At 57.8% G+C, this 19036-nt stretch carries 17 protein-coding genes and 2 tRNA genes; 6 read left to right on the forward strand and 13 right to left on the reverse strand.

What is annotated here, in order from left to right; genetic code table 11:
* Positions 1-5: 5 nt before the first annotated feature.
* A complete protein-coding gene (locus AB9K37_RS15505; protein WP_369840513.1) occupies positions 6-920 on the reverse strand; it encodes a pirin family protein in 915 nt (304 codons plus the stop codon).
* A 328-nt stretch (positions 921-1248) separates the two neighbouring features.
* Here AB9K37_RS15505 and AB9K37_RS15510 point away from each other — a divergent pair, with 328 nt between their 5' ends.
* A complete protein-coding gene (locus AB9K37_RS15510) occupies positions 1249-2106 on the forward strand; it encodes a LytTR family DNA-binding domain-containing protein (RefSeq protein WP_369840515.1) in 858 nt (285 codons plus the stop codon).
* Positions 2103-2984 carry a LytTR family DNA-binding domain-containing protein gene (locus AB9K37_RS15515; protein WP_369840517.1) on the forward strand — a complete coding sequence of 294 codons (882 nt, stop codon included), beginning with the start codon at positions 2103-2105 and terminating at the stop codon, positions 2982-2984. Before AB9K37_RS15510 ends, AB9K37_RS15515 begins: the two co-directional genes overlap by 4 nt.
* A gap of 20 nt (positions 2985-3004) precedes the next feature.
* On the opposite strand, the gene AB9K37_RS15520 is transcribed toward AB9K37_RS15515, so the two are convergent.
* From AB9K37_RS15520 to tgt, 7 genes are all read right to left on the reverse strand, one after another.
* Positions 3005-3080 (reverse strand) — tRNA-Val (locus tag AB9K37_RS15520).
* 63 nt (positions 3081-3143) lie between these two features.
* Positions 3144-3722 carry a histidine phosphatase family protein gene (locus AB9K37_RS15525; protein ID WP_369840519.1) on the reverse strand — a complete coding sequence of 193 codons (579 nt, stop codon included), beginning with the start codon at positions 3720-3722 and terminating at the stop codon, positions 3144-3146.
* A gap of 56 nt (positions 3723-3778) precedes the next feature.
* A tRNA-Val gene (locus tag AB9K37_RS15530) sits at positions 3779-3853 on the reverse strand.
* 14 nt (positions 3854-3867) lie between these two features.
* On the reverse strand, positions 3868-4191 hold the full coding sequence (locus AB9K37_RS15535; protein WP_369840521.1) for an HU family DNA-binding protein: 324 nt from the start codon (positions 4189-4191) through the stop codon (positions 3868-3870).
* A 121-nt stretch (positions 4192-4312) separates the two neighbouring features.
* Positions 4313-6715 carry an endopeptidase La gene (lon, locus tag AB9K37_RS15540; RefSeq protein WP_369840523.1) on the reverse strand — a complete coding sequence of 801 codons (2403 nt, stop codon included), beginning with the start codon at positions 6713-6715 and terminating at the stop codon, positions 4313-4315.
* 287 nt (positions 6716-7002) lie between these two features.
* On the reverse strand, positions 7003-8076 hold the full coding sequence (locus tag AB9K37_RS15545) for an alkene reductase (protein WP_369840525.1): 1074 nt from the start codon (positions 8074-8076) through the stop codon (positions 7003-7005).
* Positions 8077-8195: 119 nt separating this feature from the next.
* Entirely contained in the window at positions 8196-9326 is a 1131-nt protein-coding gene (gene tgt / locus AB9K37_RS15550) for a tRNA guanosine(34) transglycosylase Tgt (protein WP_369840527.1), read from the reverse strand.
* An 82-nt stretch (positions 9327-9408) separates the two neighbouring features.
* Here tgt and rimK point away from each other — a divergent pair, with 82 nt between their 5' ends.
* The 4 genes from rimK to tpiA all read left to right on the forward strand — a co-directional run bounded on the left by rimK (position 9409) and on the right by tpiA (position 12499).
* Positions 9409-10839: a 30S ribosomal protein S6--L-glutamate ligase gene (rimK, locus tag AB9K37_RS15555; RefSeq protein ID WP_369840529.1), complete on the forward strand. Its 1431-nt coding sequence runs from the start codon at positions 9409-9411 to the stop codon at positions 10837-10839.
* Positions 10840-10901: 62 nt separating this feature from the next.
* Positions 10902-11264, forward strand: coding sequence for an SUF system Fe-S cluster assembly protein (locus AB9K37_RS15560; protein WP_369840531.1), 363 nt, complete (start codon positions 10902-10904; stop codon positions 11262-11264).
* 35 nt (positions 11265-11299) lie between these two features.
* Complete coding sequence (locus AB9K37_RS15565) at positions 11300-11677, forward strand: HesB/IscA family protein (RefSeq protein ID WP_369840533.1); 378 nt, start codon at positions 11300-11302, stop codon at positions 11675-11677.
* A gap of 72 nt (positions 11678-11749) precedes the next feature.
* Entirely contained in the window at positions 11750-12499 is a 750-nt protein-coding gene (tpiA, locus tag AB9K37_RS15570) for a triose-phosphate isomerase (RefSeq protein WP_369840535.1), read from the forward strand.
* 152 nt (positions 12500-12651) lie between these two features.
* Here tpiA and AB9K37_RS15575 read toward each other — a convergent pair whose 3' ends face one another.
* From AB9K37_RS15575 to AB9K37_RS15595, 5 genes are all read right to left on the reverse strand, one after another.
* Complete coding sequence (locus AB9K37_RS15575) at positions 12652-14028, reverse strand: TRAP transporter large permease (protein WP_072707124.1); 1377 nt, start codon at positions 14026-14028, stop codon at positions 12652-12654.
* Positions 14029-14032: 4 nt separating this feature from the next.
* Complete coding sequence (locus AB9K37_RS15580) at positions 14033-14722, reverse strand: TRAP transporter small permease (RefSeq protein WP_369840537.1); 690 nt, start codon at positions 14720-14722, stop codon at positions 14033-14035.
* An 87-nt stretch (positions 14723-14809) separates the two neighbouring features.
* Positions 14810-15814 carry a DctP family TRAP transporter solute-binding subunit gene (locus AB9K37_RS15585; protein WP_369840539.1) on the reverse strand — a complete coding sequence of 335 codons (1005 nt, stop codon included), beginning with the start codon at positions 15812-15814 and terminating at the stop codon, positions 14810-14812.
* 238 nt (positions 15815-16052) lie between these two features.
* The gene (locus tag AB9K37_RS15590; RefSeq protein ID WP_369840541.1) at positions 16053-17279 is read right to left on the reverse strand and encodes a sigma-54-dependent transcriptional regulator; all 1227 of its coding nucleotides are present in this window, start codon (positions 17277-17279) and stop codon (positions 16053-16055) included.
* Positions 17276-18973, reverse strand: a complete 1698-nt coding sequence (locus AB9K37_RS15595; RefSeq protein WP_369840543.1) for an ATP-binding protein — start codon at positions 18971-18973, stop codon at positions 17276-17278. Before AB9K37_RS15595 ends, AB9K37_RS15590 begins: the two co-directional genes overlap by 4 nt.
* Between the last annotated feature and the right edge of the window lie 63 nt (positions 18974-19036).

Genomic DNA, 19036 nt, shown 5'->3' on the forward strand with positions numbered 1-19036 from the left:
ACCGATCAGGCCCTGCGCACAGGCAGGGGCACGAACGCATTATTGTCGTCTGGCGGTAGATGGAAAAGCCCGTTTTCCCAATCGGTTGCACGCCACTGCGCCTTGGCTTCCTGAATCTTTTCACGAGAACTAGAGACGAAGTTCCACCAAATATGACGCGGTCCGTTCATGGTCGCCCCCCCAAGCAGCAGGAGACGGGCGCCAGACTCCTCGGCCCGTACCGTCAACGCATCTTTGGGATGAAAAACCAGCAAGCGCCCTGCTTCGAAACGATCCGCTCCTACCGTCACAGCGCCCGAGAGTATGTAGATTGCGCGATCCTCTTGGTTACCCGGTAGCGGCAACACTGAACCGGCTTCCAGCATCGCTTCTGCATAAAACATCTCGGACGTGGTCGGCACCCCGGCCTTGGCACCATAGAGGTCACCAAGAATCACGCGGACCTGCGCGCCGGCATCACTCAAAATCGGAGCATCGTTGCCCCCTGCATGGTGAAAGCTTGGTGCCGCATCCTCCAAATATTCGGGCAGAGCGACCCAGCTCTGGATACCATGAAGTGCTTGGGGACCGCGCAAAGCAATCCCATCCGTGCGCTCCGAATGCGTAATCCCCTGCCCCGCGATCATGAGATTGACGTCGCCCGGCTCGATCCATTGGCGCGTCCCCAGGCTGTCGCGGTGATGTAATCGGCCAGACATCAAATAGGTCACTGTTGCCAAACCGATATGCGGGTGGGGCAGAACGTCCAAACTGCGTCCGTTCAAAAACTCCATCGGCCCCATCTCGTCGAAGAAGATGAAAGGACCGACCATCTGGCGCTGCTTCGAGGGCAGCGCGCGCTGAACTTCAAACCCGCCAATGTCGCTCGCGCGAGGCACGATCACGGTTTCGAGTTCGTCAGAAAACGGAGAGCCGCACATATCCAATCCTTTCAACTAGCGTCTAGATCGGATTTGGGGTGCGAATAGCCTTTTACGAGCCGGCTTTGTGAACAATTCCTGTTTTGACCTGCACAGCGGCTCGACTATCTTCAGGGAGGATAACCGCGATCACCTTACAGATGAGGTGACAATCAAAGTTCAGGAAGGAGATTTAGGTGCGACAGACCGAAGGGTAAAAAAAAACCGTTAAGCCGCTCACTATGCCTGCGGCCTGCCGCGTCACTCGTTAAACACACACGAGTTAAAAAACCGTTCACCCACTCTGCAGTATTACAGTCATCGGTGATCTTCAAAAAACTCAAGACTTATGAGCCCATTCGAACAAGCCTTGTGTCGTGAAATGCACACTTTTGACGCCTTATGGCACGAAATTCACCTCACGCTTCGTGAAATTCCGCAGATTTTCGCGCGTCGCGAAGCAGTGGTTTTTCTTTGTTTATCAGGGCTTACACTCATCGCACTGGATCCACACGATTTTCTTGAACACATCTCGGTTCTTGAAGCCATTTTTGTGTGGGCATGCGCAGATTTCATCTTCGCCCTGGTGTATTTCATGACGCTTCTCGGAATCGCGATGATCCCGACCCGAAAGCCGCCCAAGATCTATCTTCCGATCCCGAGCACCTTTGCATTTACACTCACGACAGTCTTTGTCGAATCTATGATTGGCACGCTGAGTCTTGGTGAATACACGCCCAAAGTATGGCCCGATATCGTGGCCTTTGTCGTGGTGGCACAGCTCTTCGAGTTTCTGTTTGTTCGCTATGTTCTACCCGACGTCCTTGCAGCCATCCGAGCGCAATCGCCGGAGGAAACGCAGGGGATGTATCTCCAGATCGGTGAAAGCAAATGGCCCCTCTCCGAAGTTACTGCGATCTCTTCAAACCAGCACTACCTGAGGGTCGATTTTCTGAATGCTGAATCAGAAACGATCCGAGCACGCATTTCTGATGTGTTGGATACACTGCCCGACACAGCAGGCGTTCAGCCCCATCGGTCATGGTGGGTTTCCATTGGCGCACAGCCCTCATTGATCACAGAGGGGCGGAAACGTTGGCTCGTTACAGGTTTTGGGCACAAAATACCAGTCGCCAGAGGTAGAATTGACGTGGTCCAAAAATGGCTCGACACTCATCAAAGTAACGAGTCCTCGGGTCCAACATGAGTATTTTGACCACCGCCTTGAACCGCCCCTTCCAGCTTCTCGATGCCTTCGGGAGGCGATACCGCGTTCAACTCAAGACAGCACTTCCCGCAATCTTTTCGATGACGAGCTTGCTGTTTTTTGGCGTACTGCTGCTTGTGCTGTGGATCAGCGACCCTGTGGACTACCACGACTATATTTCTGCCCCGGCAGCGCTACTACTGTGGGCGGCAGGTCTGGCCATCGCGCTCTTCACCTATGTGGGGCTGATCTTTCTCTGGTCTATGAGTGCAGTGTCGCGCAGCATCACACTACCAATCTCAGCGGTCGGTCTAGTCGCATTTCTACTCTCGACCGTGTTTCACAAGGTGACCGGCAGCCTCCTGTCACAAGGCCTGTGGGAACAAGAGCTCTTCCCCAGCCACATCTACCTACTGCTGACGCAGATCGGATTCGAAGCGCTCTATCTACGCTACGGACTTCCGAAGTCCTTTCAAGATATCGCGGCACGCAAAGCCGGAGACGCCTATGACAGGACTGCCGTCCCCCTACAGACCGAAACAACGTACGAGACGCACGATAACTCTGTGACGTTTGCCGGAGAGCAAGCCATCCCACTGAACGAGATTTGGCTGGTCCGCGCTCTGGAGCATTACGTCGAGATCCATGGCAGATCGGGCGAACCCCGTGTTGTACGCGCGAGAATCACGGATTTTCTGGAACAAGTCAGCGAAGCCGATGGCATCCAAACCCACCGGTCGTGGTGGGTTTCTGCCAGCGCGGCCAAAGAACTGGTGACAGAGGGCGGCAAACGCTTTCTTGCTCTACAAGACGGCCAAAAAATCCCTGTCTCTCGCGGGCGACACCCAGATGTCTCGGCTTGGCTTGGCAAGCTATAAACATCAGAAATAAGGGAAAGTGGTGGGTGATGAGAGACTCGAACTCCCGACATCTTCGGTGTAAACGAAGCGCTCTACCAACTGAGCTAATCACCCGGTAGCGCGGTGTTTAATCTTATGATTTGGGGAAGGCAAGAGCCGTTTTCGAAAAAAGTTCATCTATTTGAGAATAGTTTGACGCCCTGCTCGAAACGCAAAGATCACACCCTGACCATCAGGCGCGCGGGCCAGTTCATCAATGCTATGCCCCATCACCTGGGTGCGTAGAAACCGTGAGGTGAAGCCATGGGTTACGATCACTGCAGGACGCCGAAGGCCCCTTAGAAAATCGCCCGTACGCGCCCACAGGCTCTCAAAGCTCTCACCCTCTGGCACACGGGCGTAGAAGTCCAATGCAGTCTCATTCGGGGTCTGTGCGGGCCAACGTTCGGCGATTTCTGATAGCAAGAGCCCCGCCCACTGGCCCATGCCTATTTCCGCGATCCTTGGGTCAGGCTGAACTTCGCACCCCAACCTCTGCCCGATCGGAGCTGCGGTCTGCATCGCTCTTCCCTGCGGGCTACTGAACAGATCAATCTGCTCCGCTGACAGACCTTCTTGGTGCAAAAGCTCAGCCATTGTTCTGGCCTGCGCTTTGCCCTTGGACGTTAACGGCGAATCTGATGCGCCTTGCATACGCCCCTCTGTGTTCGCGACCGTCTCGCCATGGCGCAGGATATAGAGGTCTGGCAGAGGCATTGGCGGATCCATCATACACAAAGGGCGCGCCCTATGAAGGGAGCGCCCAAGAGTTCTGGTGGGTGATAAGAGATTTGAACTCCTGACATCTTCGATGTGAACGAAGCGCTCTACCACTGAGCTAATCACCCGTTAAGGCGTGCACTTAGCTTTGTTCGTCAGTAGCCGCAAGCGGTTTGTCCGCTTTGCTGGCTGTACTCTGCCGCAGGCGCACATTCACCACATTCGCGTTTGCACCAGCCTTCATGTTCTTAACCATCAATTTCCCGAGCGGAGGTACATTCACGCTCTGACCACTCGCCAACGTATCGCCAAGAACCTCAAGAACAGCTTCGATCGCTGCTTTCGCTTCCGGCTTTTTCATGTCCAGCTTGGCAACCACCGCTTCGATCAGTTCTTTCTTCTTCAACGGCGGGACTGCCGCAGCAGCTTCTTTGGTTGTGACAACAGTCATATCAATTTCTTCCATAGGGCAATTATCCATAAACAAACACTAGCTTACAAACCGTGTGTTTGAAGCCTAGCACCACTTGGCCAAAAGAAAAGCGCACCCGGAGGGCGCGCTTTGTTTTGTTTCCGATCGCGGCTAATTAGTGCGCGATCTGGCTAGCAGCCGCTTGTTCCTGCTGACGTTTGGCCGCTGCAGCCTCTTCGGCAGCTTCGTCCCATTCAACAGCTTCGGGCTGACGCAGCAGCGCCTTTTCCAGAACCTGAGACACGTGGTTAACGGGGATCAGTTCCAGCCCCTCTTTCACGTTGTCCGGAATGTCGGCCAGATCTTTGACGTTCTCTTCGGGAATGAAGACCGTCTTGATCCCGCCGCGCAGCGCCGCGAGCAGCTTCTCTTTCAGACCGCCAATCGCAGTGGCGTTGCCGCGCAGAGTGACCTCACCAGTCATCGCGATATCCTTGCGCACCGGAATTCCGGTCAGCACCGACACAATGGCAGTGACCATGGCCAGACCCGCCGACGGACCATCCTTGGGCGTCGCGCCATCGGGCACGTGCACGTGGATATCCCAAGTGTCGAACTTCGGTGGCTTCACCCCGATCTGAGGACTGATCGAGCGCACGTAGCTAGACGCAGCGTCGATCGATTCCTTCATCACATCGCCAAGCTTACCGGTTGTTTTCATGCGGCCCTTACCGGGCAAACGCAGGGCTTCGATCTGCAACAGATCGCCGCCAACCGATGTGTAGGCCAAGCCTGTGACGACACCGACTTGATCTTCCTTCTCGGCCAGACCGTAGCGGTGACGCTGAACCCCGAGGAAGTCCTCAAGATTATCCGGCGACACGACAACCTTGTCCGTCTTTTTCTGAACGATCTGGGTCACAGCCTTACGGGCTAGTTTCGCCATCTCGCGCTCCAGATTACGGACACCGGCTTCGCGGGTGTAGTAGCGGATCACGTCGGTCAGAGCTTCGTCGGTAACTTCGAACTCGCCCTTTTTCAGACCATGCGAATTGACCTGCTTGTCGATCAGGTGCTTGCGCGCGATTTCGGACTTCTCCTCTTCGGTGTAGCCCGACAGGGGAATGATCTCCATCCGGTCCAGCAGAGGCCCAGGCATGTTGTAGCTGTTCGAGGTGGTCAGGAACATCACGTCGCTCAGGTCATATTCGACCTCAAGGTAGTGGTCGACAAAGGTCGAGTTCTGTTCTGGATCCAGCACTTCGAGCATCGCTGACGCCGGGTCGCCACGGAAGTCCTGCCCCATCTTATCGATCTCGTCGAGCAGAATGAGCGGGTTCGTGGTTTTCGCCTTTTTCAGCGCCTGAATGATCTTGCCGGGCATTGAGCCGATATATGTCCGACGGTGACCGCGGATTTCGGATTCGTCACGCACACCGCCAAGCGAGATGCGGATGAACTCACGACCGGTTGCCTTGGCCACCGATTTCCCCAACGAGGTTTTACCCACGCCCGGAGGGCCGACAAGGCACATGATCGGACCTTTCAGCTTCTTCGAACGACTTTGGACAGCGAGGTATTCAACAATACGCTCTTTGACCTTTTCCAAACCATGGTGATCGGCATCCAGAATTTCCTGAGCGCGGCCCAAGTCCTTTTTCACGCGCGAGCGAACGCCCCACGGGATTGCAAGCATCCAGTCTAGGTAGTTGCGAACAACGGTCGCTTCGGCAGACATCGGGCTCATGTTCTTGAGCTTCTTGATCTCGGCTTCGGCCTTTTCTTTGGCCTCTTTCGACAGCTTTGTATTCGCGACTTTTTCTTCTAGCTCGGCGACTTCGTTTTGCTCGTCACCATCCCCCAGCTCGCGCTGAATCGCCTTCATCTGTTCGTTCAGATAGTATTCGCGCTGGGTGCGCTCCATCTGGGTTTTGACGCGGCTCTTGATCTTCTTCTCGACCTGCAGAACGGACATTTCGCCCTGCATCATGCCGTAGACTTGCTCAAGACGCTCTGCGATGACGACCATCTCGAGCAGTTCTTGCTTCTGGTTCACTTCGATCCCGAGATGACCCGCAACAAGGTCGGCCAGCTTGCCCGGTTCGTCGGTTTCCGCGACGTTCGACAGGGCTTCTTCGGGGATGTTCTTCTTGATCTTGGCATAGCGCTCAAACTCGTCCGCGACAGAGTTTTCCAGCGCGATCACGGCTGCCTCGTCGCCCATTTCCTCGTCGAGGTATTCGGCGCGGGCTTCGAAGAACGCTTCGTTGTCTAGATATTCTTTGATTTTGACGCGAGCGACGCCCTCGACCAGCACTTTCACAGTGCCATCGGGCAGCTTCAGCAGCTGCAGCACATTCGCCAGCACACCAACACGGTAAATGCTGTCGGTATCGGGGTCGTCGACGCTGGCGTCGATCTGGCTGGACAGCAGGATTTGCTTGTCATCGGCCATGACCTCTTCCAGTGCACGCACTGATTTCTCACGCCCGACGAACAGCGGCACAATCATGTGTGGGAACACAACGATATCGCGCAGCGGAAGGACGGGGTAAGAGGAATTGAGAGGTTCTTGCATAACGCATCCTTGTTCTTGGCAAGATAGCCCGGCCCCACATCTGCAGCAGCTCTGGCCATCTCCACGTTTCCGGCATTTGATGTGGGGGCGTTGGCCCCGTTTTACAACCGGTTTGTCATAGAATGCCCCTGTCAGCAGCGGGCCGCAAGGGCCACTTACGCTTTGCAGGCGCAGGCAGAGCCACAGCAGCGGCACCTGCCCAGAAGAGTGCAAAACCCGCACCAACCGGCGGGATTTGCCTTGGGTTTATTTTAGCACGATGTGCGCCCGCGCCAAAGCGCGCCGAATTATGCTGCCGTCAGCGTGGGATAGTCGGTGTAACCCTTTTCGCCGCCGCCGTAGAAGGTGCCCTGATCACCCTCGTTCAGGGGCGCGCCTTGGTGCAGACGTTCCACCAAATCAGGGTTCGAAATAAACGGACGGCCAAAGGCGACCAGATCAACACCATCGCTCAGGCGTTTCTCGGCCAGATCGTAGTCGTACCCATTATTGCCCATATACGTGCCTTTAAAAAGGCTCCGCAGCGCATCAAACTGACCGTCACGTTCGCCGCCAGTCTGACCTTCGACCACGTGCAGATAGGCCAGCTTGTACTCGTTCAGACGTTCAAACACGGGGGTAAAGGTTGCCATCGGATCGCTGTCGCTGACGCCATTCGCGTTTGAGAAGGGCGACAGGCGCAGGCCAACATGTCCCGCATCCCATTCAGCAATCACGGCGTCCAGCACTTCGAACAGCAGGCGGGTGCGGTTCTCGACGCTGCCGCCATAGCGGTCATCCCGCTGGTTCGCACCATCCTTCAGGAACTGGTCCAACAGATACCCGTTTGCACCGTGCACCTCGACTCCGTCAAAGCCTGCTGCCTTGGCACAGCGGGTGGCGTGGGCGAAATCCTCGATCACACGGCGGATTTCGTCAGTCTCCAGCGCACGAGGGGTAGAGGTGTCCTCAAACCCGTTTTTGGTGAACGTCTTCACCCCCGCCGAGATCGCCGACGGCGCAACGGGTGCCTGATCTGCAGGCTGGATCGAGGTATGGGAAATCCGGCCAACGTGCCACAACTGAATGACAATCTTGCCACCCTCTTCGTGGACCGCGTCGGCCACCTTTTTCCACGCGGCAATCTGTGCGTCGGTGTGGATGCCAGGTGTCTGGATATACCCTTTGCCTTCGGGAGAAATCTGGGTTGCCTCGGTGATGATGAGACCTGCGCTGGCCCGCTGACGATAATACTCGACATGAAGGTCGTTCACTGCTCCCGTCTCGTCATCCGCACGGTTGCGGGTGAGCGGGGCCATGACAACCCGGTTCGCGAGTTCGATTTTCCCTGCTGGCAGCGGTGTGAAAAGTGCGTCGGTCATAAAAAACTCCTTAGCTTGGCCCGCATGTGGGCCTTGGCATTCCAGCTAAGAACGCAAACGGGCACCGCAAGTTCCCTTGCCGTGCCCGTGATCGAAACGCAGTTGTGCAAGCCTGCACATCACAACGGCTCGATATCTCCCTCGGCCCGTTTTGCGTGGAAATCAGCCTCCCACTGGGCAAAGGTTCCAGCGGCAATCGCGTCGCGCATCCCCTGCATCAGGTCCTGATAGTAATGCAGGTTGTGCCAAGTCAGCAGCATGGACTGGATGATCTCTTTGGCGCGGAAGGTGTGGTGAAGGTAGGCGCGGCTGTAGTTGCGGCACGCAGGGCAAGTGCAGTGTTCGTCCAGCGGGCGCGGATCGTCCTGATGGCGGGCGTTTTTGATGTTCAGCACACCGCGGCGCGTAAAGACCTGCCCCGTCCGCCCCGACCGCGATGGCAGCACACAGTCCATCATATCAATGCCACGCTTCACGGCGCCAACAATGTCGTCGGGCTTGCCCACGCCCATCAGGTAGCGCGGTTTGTCGACGGGCAGCATGTCGGGTGCATACTCCAGCACGTCAAACATCATCTCCTGCCCCTCACCCACGGCCAGACCGCCGACCGCGTAGCCGTCAAAGCCGATCTTCTGCAGCGCCTCGGCGCTTTCTTCGCGCTGATCGCGGAAGGTACTGCCCTGCTGGATTCCAAACAATGCATGACCCGGACGATCCCCGAACGCATCGCGCGACCGCTGCGCCCACCGCATGGACAGGCGCATAGACTCCAAAGCCTGCTTTTCCGTCGCGGGAAACGGCGTGCATTCGTCGAAACACATCACAATATCCGACCCCAGCAGCCTCTGGATTTCCATGCTGCGCTCCGGCGTGATCTCGTGTTTGGAGCCGTCCACATGACTTTTGAATGTCACGCCCTTTTCGGTCAGCTTGCGAAGTCCCGCCAGCGACATGACCTGAAACCCGCCCGAGTCCGTTAGAATCGGTCGCTCCCAGTTCATGAACTTGTGCAAACCGCCCAACCGGTCGATGCGTTCAGCTGTCGGACGCAACATCAGATGATAGGTGTTTCCCAGCAGAATATCGGCACCGGTTTCGCGAACATTTTCGGGCAGCATCGCCTTCACCGTCGCGGCGGTCCCCACGGGCATAAAGGCCGGCGTCCGGATGTCCCCGCGCGGCGTTGAAATCACGCCTGTGCGCGCTTTTCCGTCTGTCGCCTTGAGTTCAAAGCCAAAACCTGTTGCCATGGTCACACTCTCGTTCTATCGCGCGATTAGTATTACGCGCTGAAACCCCATTTACGGTTCGCGTATCAGGAGCCTTGCCAAAATGACTGACCAGACAGACACCCTTTCCGGTGCACCGGAGCCTTTGACCCTCGGTTGGGAGGAGTGGCTCAGTCTGCCTAATCTGGGGCTACCCGCCATGCGCGCCAAAGTGGATACAGGGGCGAAAACCAGCGCTTTGCATGCCTTTGACATTGAATCCTTTGGCAGCGCAACCCGTCCGCGCGTGCGTTTCACTGTGCATCCGATCCCCGGACGCGAAGATCTGATCATTCCATGCTCGGCCGAGATCGTGGATCGCCGCGACGTCACCTCGTCCAACGGCGAGACCGAGATGCGCTATGTGATCGAGTCTGCCCTGTCGATCGGAGGCCAGTATTGGCCCATCGAGCTGACACTGACCGACCGCCGCACCATGAACACTCGAATGCTTCTGGGCCGTCAGGCGCTGATCGAACACGTGACCGTCAGCCCGAACGACCGCTTCTGCCAGCCCAAGCTCAGCTATGATGTCTACCACAGCACCAAGATCGCGCAGGCTGCGCCCCGCCGTGCTCTGCGCGTTGCTGTTCTGAGCCGCGAAGACAACTATTCCACCCGCCGCTTGGTCGAAGAGGGCGAATCCCGTGGCCACTCGGTCGAGGTGATCGACACCGCCCGCTGCTACATGGCCATCAACGCGCTGGCCCCCGAAGTGCACTATGACGGCAAGCGCCTGCCCCGCTACGACGCGGTGATCCCGCGCATCGGTGCGTCAATCACCAGTTACGGCACAGCAATCACGCGGCAGTTCGAAACCATCGGCACCTACTGCGTGAACGGCTCCCAAGGGATCACCGCCAGCCGTGACAAACTTTACGCCCACCAACTGATGGCCAAGCACAAGATCGGCATGCCTATCACTGCCTTTGCCAGTTCGCCCAAAGATACGGGCAACCTGATGGGTCTGGTCGGCTCGGCACCCCTGATCGTCAAACTACTCGAATCGACCCAAGGCAAAGGTGTCGTTCTAGCGGAAACCAAGAAAGCCGCTGAGTCGGTCATCGACGCTTTCCGCGGCCTGAAGGCCAACTTCCTCGTACAACAGTTCGTGAAAGAGGCCGCCGGCGAAGACATCCGCTGCCTCGTGATCGACGGCAAAGTTGTCGCGTCGATGAAACGCACCGGTGCCGAAGGGGACTTCCGGTCGAACTTGCACCGTGGCGGCACCGCCAAAGCGGTACGCATCACCAAAGAAGAGCGCGAAACGGCAATCCGCGCCACACGTGCATTCGGTCTTGGCCTTGCGGGCGTTGACCTGTTGCGCTCGTCCGATGGCCCCAAAGTGCTGGAGGTGAACAGCTCTCCGGGTCTCGAAGGTATCGAGAAAGCCAGCGGCAAAGATATCGCAGGGCTGCTTTTTGATGCGATCGAGATGAAAGTTCGCCCCAATCCCGTGCGCCGCCGCAAGACAGATAGTTCAATCGAGGCGTGACCTCTGGACCTAAGCCAACTCATTTCCTATATGAACAGTCAGGAAATAGGACAGGACCAGCAATGACTGAGGCAAACGAACACCTCGAAGGGGCACCTCTGATCAAGCCCTCGACCACCGACCACGAGCTTTACGACTCGGTCGTAGAGGGTTGCCGCACGGTCTTTGACCCGGAAATTCCGGTGAACATCTATGATTTGGGTCTGATCTACACTATCCTGATCTCGCCCGAGAACGAGGTTCGGATCACGATGACCCTGACCGCGCCGGGTTGCCCGGTGGCTGGCGAAATGCCCGGCTGGATCGCGGATGCGGTCAGCCCCATCCCCGGCGTCAAGGATGTGGACATCGAAATGGTGTTCGACCCGCCCTGGGGCATGGACATGATGAGCGACGAAGCCCGGCTTGAACTGGGCTTCATGTAATCCTGTCAGCGCGACAGCGTAGAAAGGACAGCAAGATGTTCAGCATTCCCGGCAAACAGGCCGTTTCAATCTCTTCGGCGGCCGCCGTGCAAATCCGCAAGCTCATGGAGCGTGACGGGTCCGAAGGCCTGCGTATTGGCGTCAAAAAGGGCGGATGTGCGGGCATGGAATATACCATGGAATATGTCGATGCCATCGACCCCAACGACGAGGTCGTTGAGCAAGATGGCGCACGCGTCATGATTGCGCCCATGGCTCAGATGTTCCTGTTCGGCACCCAGATCGACTACGAAACCTCGCTTCTTGAATCTGGCTTCAAGTTCAAGAACCCGAATGTCGTCGACGCCTGCGGCTGTGGCGAGTCCATCAAGTTCAAGGACCTAGACGAGCTGAAGGCCGAACAAGGCAACTGAGGCACCCTGCCCGCTTGACCATTGCCCCCCTCTCGTAAAAGGTGCGTCAAAAGCAACTTTGGGGGGCATCAAATGCGTCAAAAACTCGCCGCGGGCAATTGGAAGATGAATGGCACGGCGGACGCCCTGTCAGAACTGAACGAACTGACACAAGGCTATCCAGAAGCCGCTGTCGACATCCTGATCTGCTCTCCTGCAACCCTGATCGACCGCGCCAGCGAAGCCGCCGCAGGCAGCGCTGTTGCGATTGGCGGCCAAGACTGCCACGCCAAGGTCAACGGCGCACATACAGGCGACATCTCTGCCGAAATGCTGCGCGATGCGGGCGCTAGCTACGTGATCATCGGCCATTCCGAACGCCGTGACGACCACGGCGAAACCTCTGAAATGATCGCGGCCAAAGCCACTGCCGCGTATGATGCCGGCCTAATCGCCGTTGTCTGCTGCGGCGAGCACCTGAATACCCGCGAAGACGGCAAAACACTCGACCACATCGGCACCCAGATCGCCGAGAGCCTGCCCGACACGGCCAACGCCGACACAACCGTGATTGCCTACGAGCCCGTGTGGGCTATCGGCACCGGCCTGACCCCCACCCTCGAGCAAATCGCCGAAGTCCACGACTTTATCCGCGCAGAACTGGTAAACCGCTTTGGCGAGGAAACCGGCAACGGCATTCGCCTGCTCTATGGTGGATCGGTCAAGCCTGCGAACGCGGCAGAGATCTTTGCGACCTCGAACGTCGACGGTGCATTGGTTGGCGGCGCAAGCCTGAAGGCAGCGGACTTCTCTGCCATCATCGACGCGCTCGTGGCGGCCTAATCGCAGTGAGTATTTAAAGCAAAAAGAAGCGGGTTTCTTTTTGCCGAAAATACTCAAAATCCAGACTTCAAAGAAAAGGCGCCGTTCCAGCAGGAGCGGCGCCTTTGAAGTTTGAGGGGAGGAAGGGCCCGGGAGGGGCGCCCTATTTCTTATTATTTTGTGATGATTTCCGGCCCCATGAAGGTCGTCGGCAGGTAGGTCGACAGCCACGGGATGTAGGTGACCATGATCAGGAACACGAACAGGACGGCCAAGAAGGGCAGCGCTGCGCGGACGACCGACATCATCGGCATACCCGCCACACCCGAGGTCACGAAGAGGTTCAGACCAACTGGCGGGGTGATCATGCCGATCTCCATGTTGACAACCATGATGATGCCCAGATGGATCGGGTCGATGCCCAGTTCGATCGCAATGGGGAACACCAACGGTGCGACGATGACCAACAGACCCGAGGGTTCCATGAACTGGCCACCGATCAGCAGGATGATGTTGACGATCACAAGGAACATGACGGGGCCGAAACCTGCATCTAGCATTGCCGAAGCGATCTGCTGGGGAATCTGCTCGTCGGTCAGCACGTGCTTCAGGATAAGCGCGTTGGCGATGATGAACATCAGGGTGACGGTCAGCTTGCCCGCTTCGAACAGGGTGTCTTTGGTGTCCTTGTGGAAGAACGCGGTGACCAGAGCCTTGGGCTTTTCGATCAATGACAGGTTACGCTCTCCGTCCGGCGTGGCCAGCGGGCCCATATCGCGGTAGACAAAAGTTGCGATCAAGAAAGAGTAGACAGCAGCGACTGCAGCAGCTTCGGTCGGGGTAAAGATACCGCCATAGATACCGCCAAGGATGATGACGATCAGGAACAGACCCCAGCCTGCTTCGCGGCCCGCTTCCATCGCTTCGCCCCAGCCCTTCCACTCGCCTTTGGGCAAGTTGCGCACTTTGGCGATGATGTAGATGGTGGTCATCAGCATGGTGCCTGCAAGCAAACCCGGGATGACGCCAGCCAGGAACATACGGCCCACGGACACGTCAGTCGCCGAAGCGTAGACAACCATAACGATGGATGGCGGGATCAGGATGCCCAGAGTACCCGCGTTGGCAATGACGCCTGCGGCAAAGTCTTTGGTGTAACCGACCTGGCGCATGCCCGCGATCACGATGGAGCCGATCGCCACAACGGTCGCAGGGGACGAACCGGACAGCGCCGCGAAAAGCATACACGCGAAAACGCCCGCAATCGCCAGACCGCCGGGGAAATGCCCCACCAGCGCAATCGAGAAGCGGATGATCCGCCGCGCCACACCGCCTGTCGACATAAACGACGACGCAAGAATGAAGAACGGGATCGCCAGCAGGGTGTAGTGACCGGCCATCGCTTGGAAAAAGCTCTGCGCGATTGACGACAGCGAGGTTTCCGACAGGACCAAGAGGAACAGGACGGACGAGAAGCCAAGGCTGACAGCGATCGGCACACCGATCAGCATCAGGCCAACGACCATGGCAAAGAGAATTGCGACTTCCATCGAATTATTCCTCGTAGTTCATGTGGCGCACGTCATCGACGGCGTCTTCGGCTTCGTGGCTCACGATCAGGCTGTCGGTGTCGCCGCGCATCACAGCGATGAAGGCTTCGATAAAGCGGAACAGCAGCAGAGCCATGCCGATGGGCAGAATGGCGTAGGGGATGAAGCGCGGCAGCTTTTCATAAGTCTCGCCTTCGTTCATCAGAGGTTCGATCCAACGCAGGAATTCGGGCATCGGAACCTCGAGCACTTCGTACCATGCGCGGTAAGAGGTGCGTTTCATCTCTTCGAAACCAGTGGGGAACCAGCGTCCCTCGGTCTGAGGAAGGTTGGCAAAGTTTGCCCAGTAGTCCCACGCGCCCTTGGTCAGCAGGAACGCGTAACCGACACAGATCGCGGCGGCGATGATTGCCAGAACACGGCGCACATTGGCGGAAAACAAATTGGTCAGAGCGTCGACGCCCAAATGGGCGGTCACTTTGACCGAATAGCTGATGCCGAACAGGACCAGCCAGGCAAATAGAAAAGTCGTGGCCTCTAGGCCCCAGGTAAGGCTGTCGTTAAAGCCATAACGCAGCACAACGTTGATAAAGGTGACGAGGGTCATCAGGCCCAGAAGAATCGCGATAATCGTTTCTTCTAGAGAGTTGATGAACCGCCCCACCGCCGATTTCGGCTCGTATTTGGTGGACATGGGACGCTCCTGAGGACAGGTGAGAGGTTAAGAGAACCCCGGCCCCCATGAAGAAGGCCGGGGCAAATTCACGCGAGTGGTGAATGATTAGTGCTTGTCGTTGATCGCCTGAGCCGCGTCGATGTTCTCTTGGCCAACATCTTCACGGAACTGGTCCCAAACGGGCAGCATCGCGTCGACCCAAGCCTGACGGGCTTCGGGGCTCAGTTCGCGGATCACACCGCCAGCATCCAGAACAGCCTGACGCGCTTCTGCGTCAACTTCTGCGATCGCTGCGTTACGGGTCGAGGTCACTTCGTCGACGATGGTCGACAGCTGCTCGCGCACGTCGTCATCCAGGCTGTCCCAGAAATCAACCGAGGTCACCAGCATGTAGTCCAGCAGACCGTGGTTGGTCTCGGTCACGCCGTCCTGAACTTCAAAGAACTTCTGGCCGTAGATGTTCGACCAGGTGTTTTCCTGACCATCAACAACGCCGGTCTGCAGCGCGCCGTACACTTCGGAGAAGGCCATGGGCTGGGGCGACACGCCGATCGCTTCCATCTGTGCCTTGATCACTTCCGACGGCTGAACGCGGAACTTCAGGCCAGCTGCATCGGTGGGCAGTTCCAGCGGCTTGTTGGCCGACATCTGCTTCAGGCCGTTGTGCCAGAAGCCCAGGCCCAGCAGGCCACGGCGGACCATCGACTCTTTCATCGCCTGACCGGTTTCCGAGTTCTGGAACTCGTCAACGGCTGCCATGTTTTTGAACATGAAAGGCAAGTCAAAGATGCGGAACTGCTTGGTGAACTGCTCGAACTTCGACAGCGAAGGCGCAGCCATCTGGACGTCGCCCTGCAGCATCGCTTCCAGAACCTGGTCATCGTTGTAGAGGGTCGAGTTCGGGTACACTTCCATGCACGCCTTGCCGTTCATCTCTTCGTTCACGCGTTCCTGCAGAAGCGAAGCCGCCAGACCCTTGGGGTGCTTGTCGGTGTTGGTGACGTGGCTCAGTTTGATGACGACTTCGCCATCATCACAAGCAGCCATTGCGCCTGCGGCGCCGGTCACGGTCAGTGCGACTGCGGTCGCTGCGGTTGCCAAAAATTTCATGGGTCTCCTCCACCTTTGAAATTAAAGTTCGCGATCCCTTTAGTAGGATCTTGGGGCAGAGATAACCGTAGCGGGGCCAAGAGCCTCAAGCGGAGAATTACATTTTCGTGAAATTCCCGTTTTTACGCGTCTTTACAAAATGTTAAGCATTGCACAGGGCGCAACCCAGCTATGCGGCATTGCAGCAGAGTGCGGAAATCCGCACACGCAAATATCCGCTTGTGCGGATTTCCGCACATCACTCGGATCGGAAGTCTTCGGGTCGAATCCCGTGGCGCGTCAGCTTGTCGTAGAAGGTTTTTCGCGGCAACTTGAGCGCCTTGGCCGCAGCCGTCGCTTGGCCTGCGTGTTTGCGCAGGGCTTCGATCAAGAGCGAGCGTTCGACCTGCGCCATCTGTTCGGCCAGCCCAAGGGTCTGGTCCTCGGACACATCCCCCAGTCCCAAGGCAAAGCGCATCGCGGCATTCATCAGCGCTCGCGCATTACCCGGCCAATCCTGCGCCATCAGACGCGCGATTGTGTCGGGTGTGATCTCGGGGGCAGTCACACCCGCCTGCTCGGCCGCCTGCGCGACGTATTGGCGAAAGATGATCGGAATATCCTCGGGGCGCTCGCGCAAGCCAGGAATGTACACCCGCACCCCTTCGAGCCGGTAATACAGATCGCTGCTAAACTCGCCCTTGGACACCATTTCGTTCAGATCACGGGTACAGCCCGCCAGAATACGCGGCGCGGGCGTTTCCAATCGCTGCGCCAAAGCGAACTGGGTTTCCTGCGGGAGCAAGCTGATCTCGTCCAGAAACAAGCTACCACCCTCGGCCTTGTCCAGCGCGCGCTCTAACTCCTCGACGCTGAGCGCGGCGGCAGAGCGTTTCTCGAACGGTTTGCGCGCGTTTGGGGACAGCAAGTGGATCACCTCGGCGCATTTCGGAACGCCCGTGCCAGGGGCACCGGTGACAAGGACATCTGCCCCCGTCGCTGCCACCGCCCGCACATGAGACCGTAGCGTGTCCACCGCAGCCGATTTGCCAAAGATCATACGGGCTGCGGGATCGCCCTGAACCAGCTGTTCTTTCAGGCTGCGGTTCTCGATCACCAATTCGCGGCTCGCAAGCGCGCGCTCCAGAACCGCAAGCAGATCCTTGGCCGCGCATGGCTTTTCTAGGAAGTCAAAAGCCCCTGCGCCCATCGCCTTGACCGCCATTGGAATATCGCCTTCGCCAGTCAGCAGGATCACCGGCAGTTCCGCATCTTGCCCCCTAGCATAGTCTAGCAGGTAGAACCCATCGCGCCCCGACATGCGAATGTCTGACAGGATCACACCCTGAAAATCGCGGGTGATCATATCTTTGGCGGCGACAAAAGATCCGCAGAGTGTCGGCTCAAAGCCCCCCAGATCCAGCGTCTGCCCCAGTGCCTCGCGCACGGCAGCGTCATCTTCGACGACCAGAACGGAACGGATCATGATGTGCTATCCTCTTGCCATGGCTGCAATTCAACGGTGAACAGAGCGCCGCCCTCGGGGGCGTTCTCGCCCCGTATCATGCCGCCGAAGCTCTGGACCAGACCATAAGAGATGGAGAGGCCCAGCCCCATGCCTTCGGATGCGCCAACTTCTTTGGTCGAATAAAAGGGGTCAAAGATCTTTTCCGGTGCCTCGATGCCCGGCCCAGTATCCGCTATGCAAAGGGTCACCTTGCCTGGTTCGCGCGTGACAGAGATCGACAGGCACTGAAAGGTCTGCGCCACCATTGCGTCCAAGGCGTTCGAGATCAGGTTCAACACCACCTGCTGCAAGCGTACCTCGCCGCCCCGTACCAGCACCGGTGTCTCTCGGTCAGACCATACCAGCGAGACGCCTTCGCGCTCCATCCGCGCTTCGGATAATTCCAAAGCACTGCGGATCACGCCCGTCAAATCGACCCGCCCCACGGGCTCTTTCTCTTGGCGCGCAAAAGCACGCAGGTTCTTGATGATCCGACCCATCCGGTGGGCCATATCCGAAATCCGGTCCAGATTGGCCCGCGCCTCGGGCACGCGGTCCCTCTCTAGGTACAGCGCAGCATTCTCGGCAAAGCTTTGAACCGCCATCAAGGGCTGGTTCAATTCGTGACTGATGCCAGCGGACATTTTGCCCAAGGCGCTAAGCTTGCCCGCCTGCACCAGATCAGCCTGCGCGCGCTCCAATTCGGCGGTGCGCTGCGCGACCCTCTCTTCCAGCCGTTGGTTTACCAAAGTCAGGGTCCGTCGCCGCTCTGTCGCCAAGAATAACAGCGCACCGAACGCCAGCAGGATCGCAGCAACGACAGCTGCCTGTAGGCTGGCTAGCTTCGCGGCAGGCGCAATGTCCACCAGCGCCTCGGCCCGCATGCCGATCACGGGCATCTCTTGCACCAAGTGCAAAGAGCGGGCAGGCACATACCGCCCCGCGTCTAGCGCCCACAGCTCCAGATCACCCCGCTGCTCGACCGTGTAGGACAGAAAGGGACGCAAGCTCAGCGCTTCGTAGCTGGCACTGCTGCTGGTCTTGCCGGTGCCCCGCTGCAAATACAGCAACTCCTCGCGGTTCGCGACAAAGACGACACCCAAGTCATCAGTGAAAAAGACAACTGGGACACCGCCGCGCCAATCCCTCTCGATCCTCTCGATATCAACCACGACAACGACCACGCCTTGCACGCTGCGATCTATGCCAAAAACCGGCGCCGCATAATAAAAGGCACGGCGTTCAAACCGCGGGCTATAGGCGTGGAAGCTCCCCAAAGCTCCGTCCATGGCGCGCTGAAAAAACGGCACCTCTGACCAATCGGAAGGGGGCTCGCCGATGGCGTTTGAAACCACGTGCCCCTCTGCATCCAGCAGGACGACATCCAGCGCCGTCGTTTTGTCCATCGACCTGACGAACAGCTCGTTCAGCCCCTGCTCGAAGACGGGCAAGGTGACCAAAGGATGATCCGCCAGATAAATCCCCAGTTCGCGGTAGCGCTGCAACTCTGCCCGCAGCCGGTCCGAGGCCAGCGCCAAATCCGACCGTCCTCGTTGCGCGATTTGCTCCAATGCTTGGGTGTGCGCATAGCTGTACAGCGCGGAGGCAACGCCCCCGACGGCAATCACAAACGCAGCCACGAGGCTGATGCGGCGCCACAATCCTGTGCTCATATCTTTGTGCTACCAATCTGCCGCGACCTGCGCCAGAGGATTGGCAACATAGGCAGAATGCAA

This window comes from Donghicola sp. XS_ASV15 (assembly GCF_041224595.1).
GTDB lineage: Bacteria > Pseudomonadota > Alphaproteobacteria > Rhodobacterales > Rhodobacteraceae > Donghicola.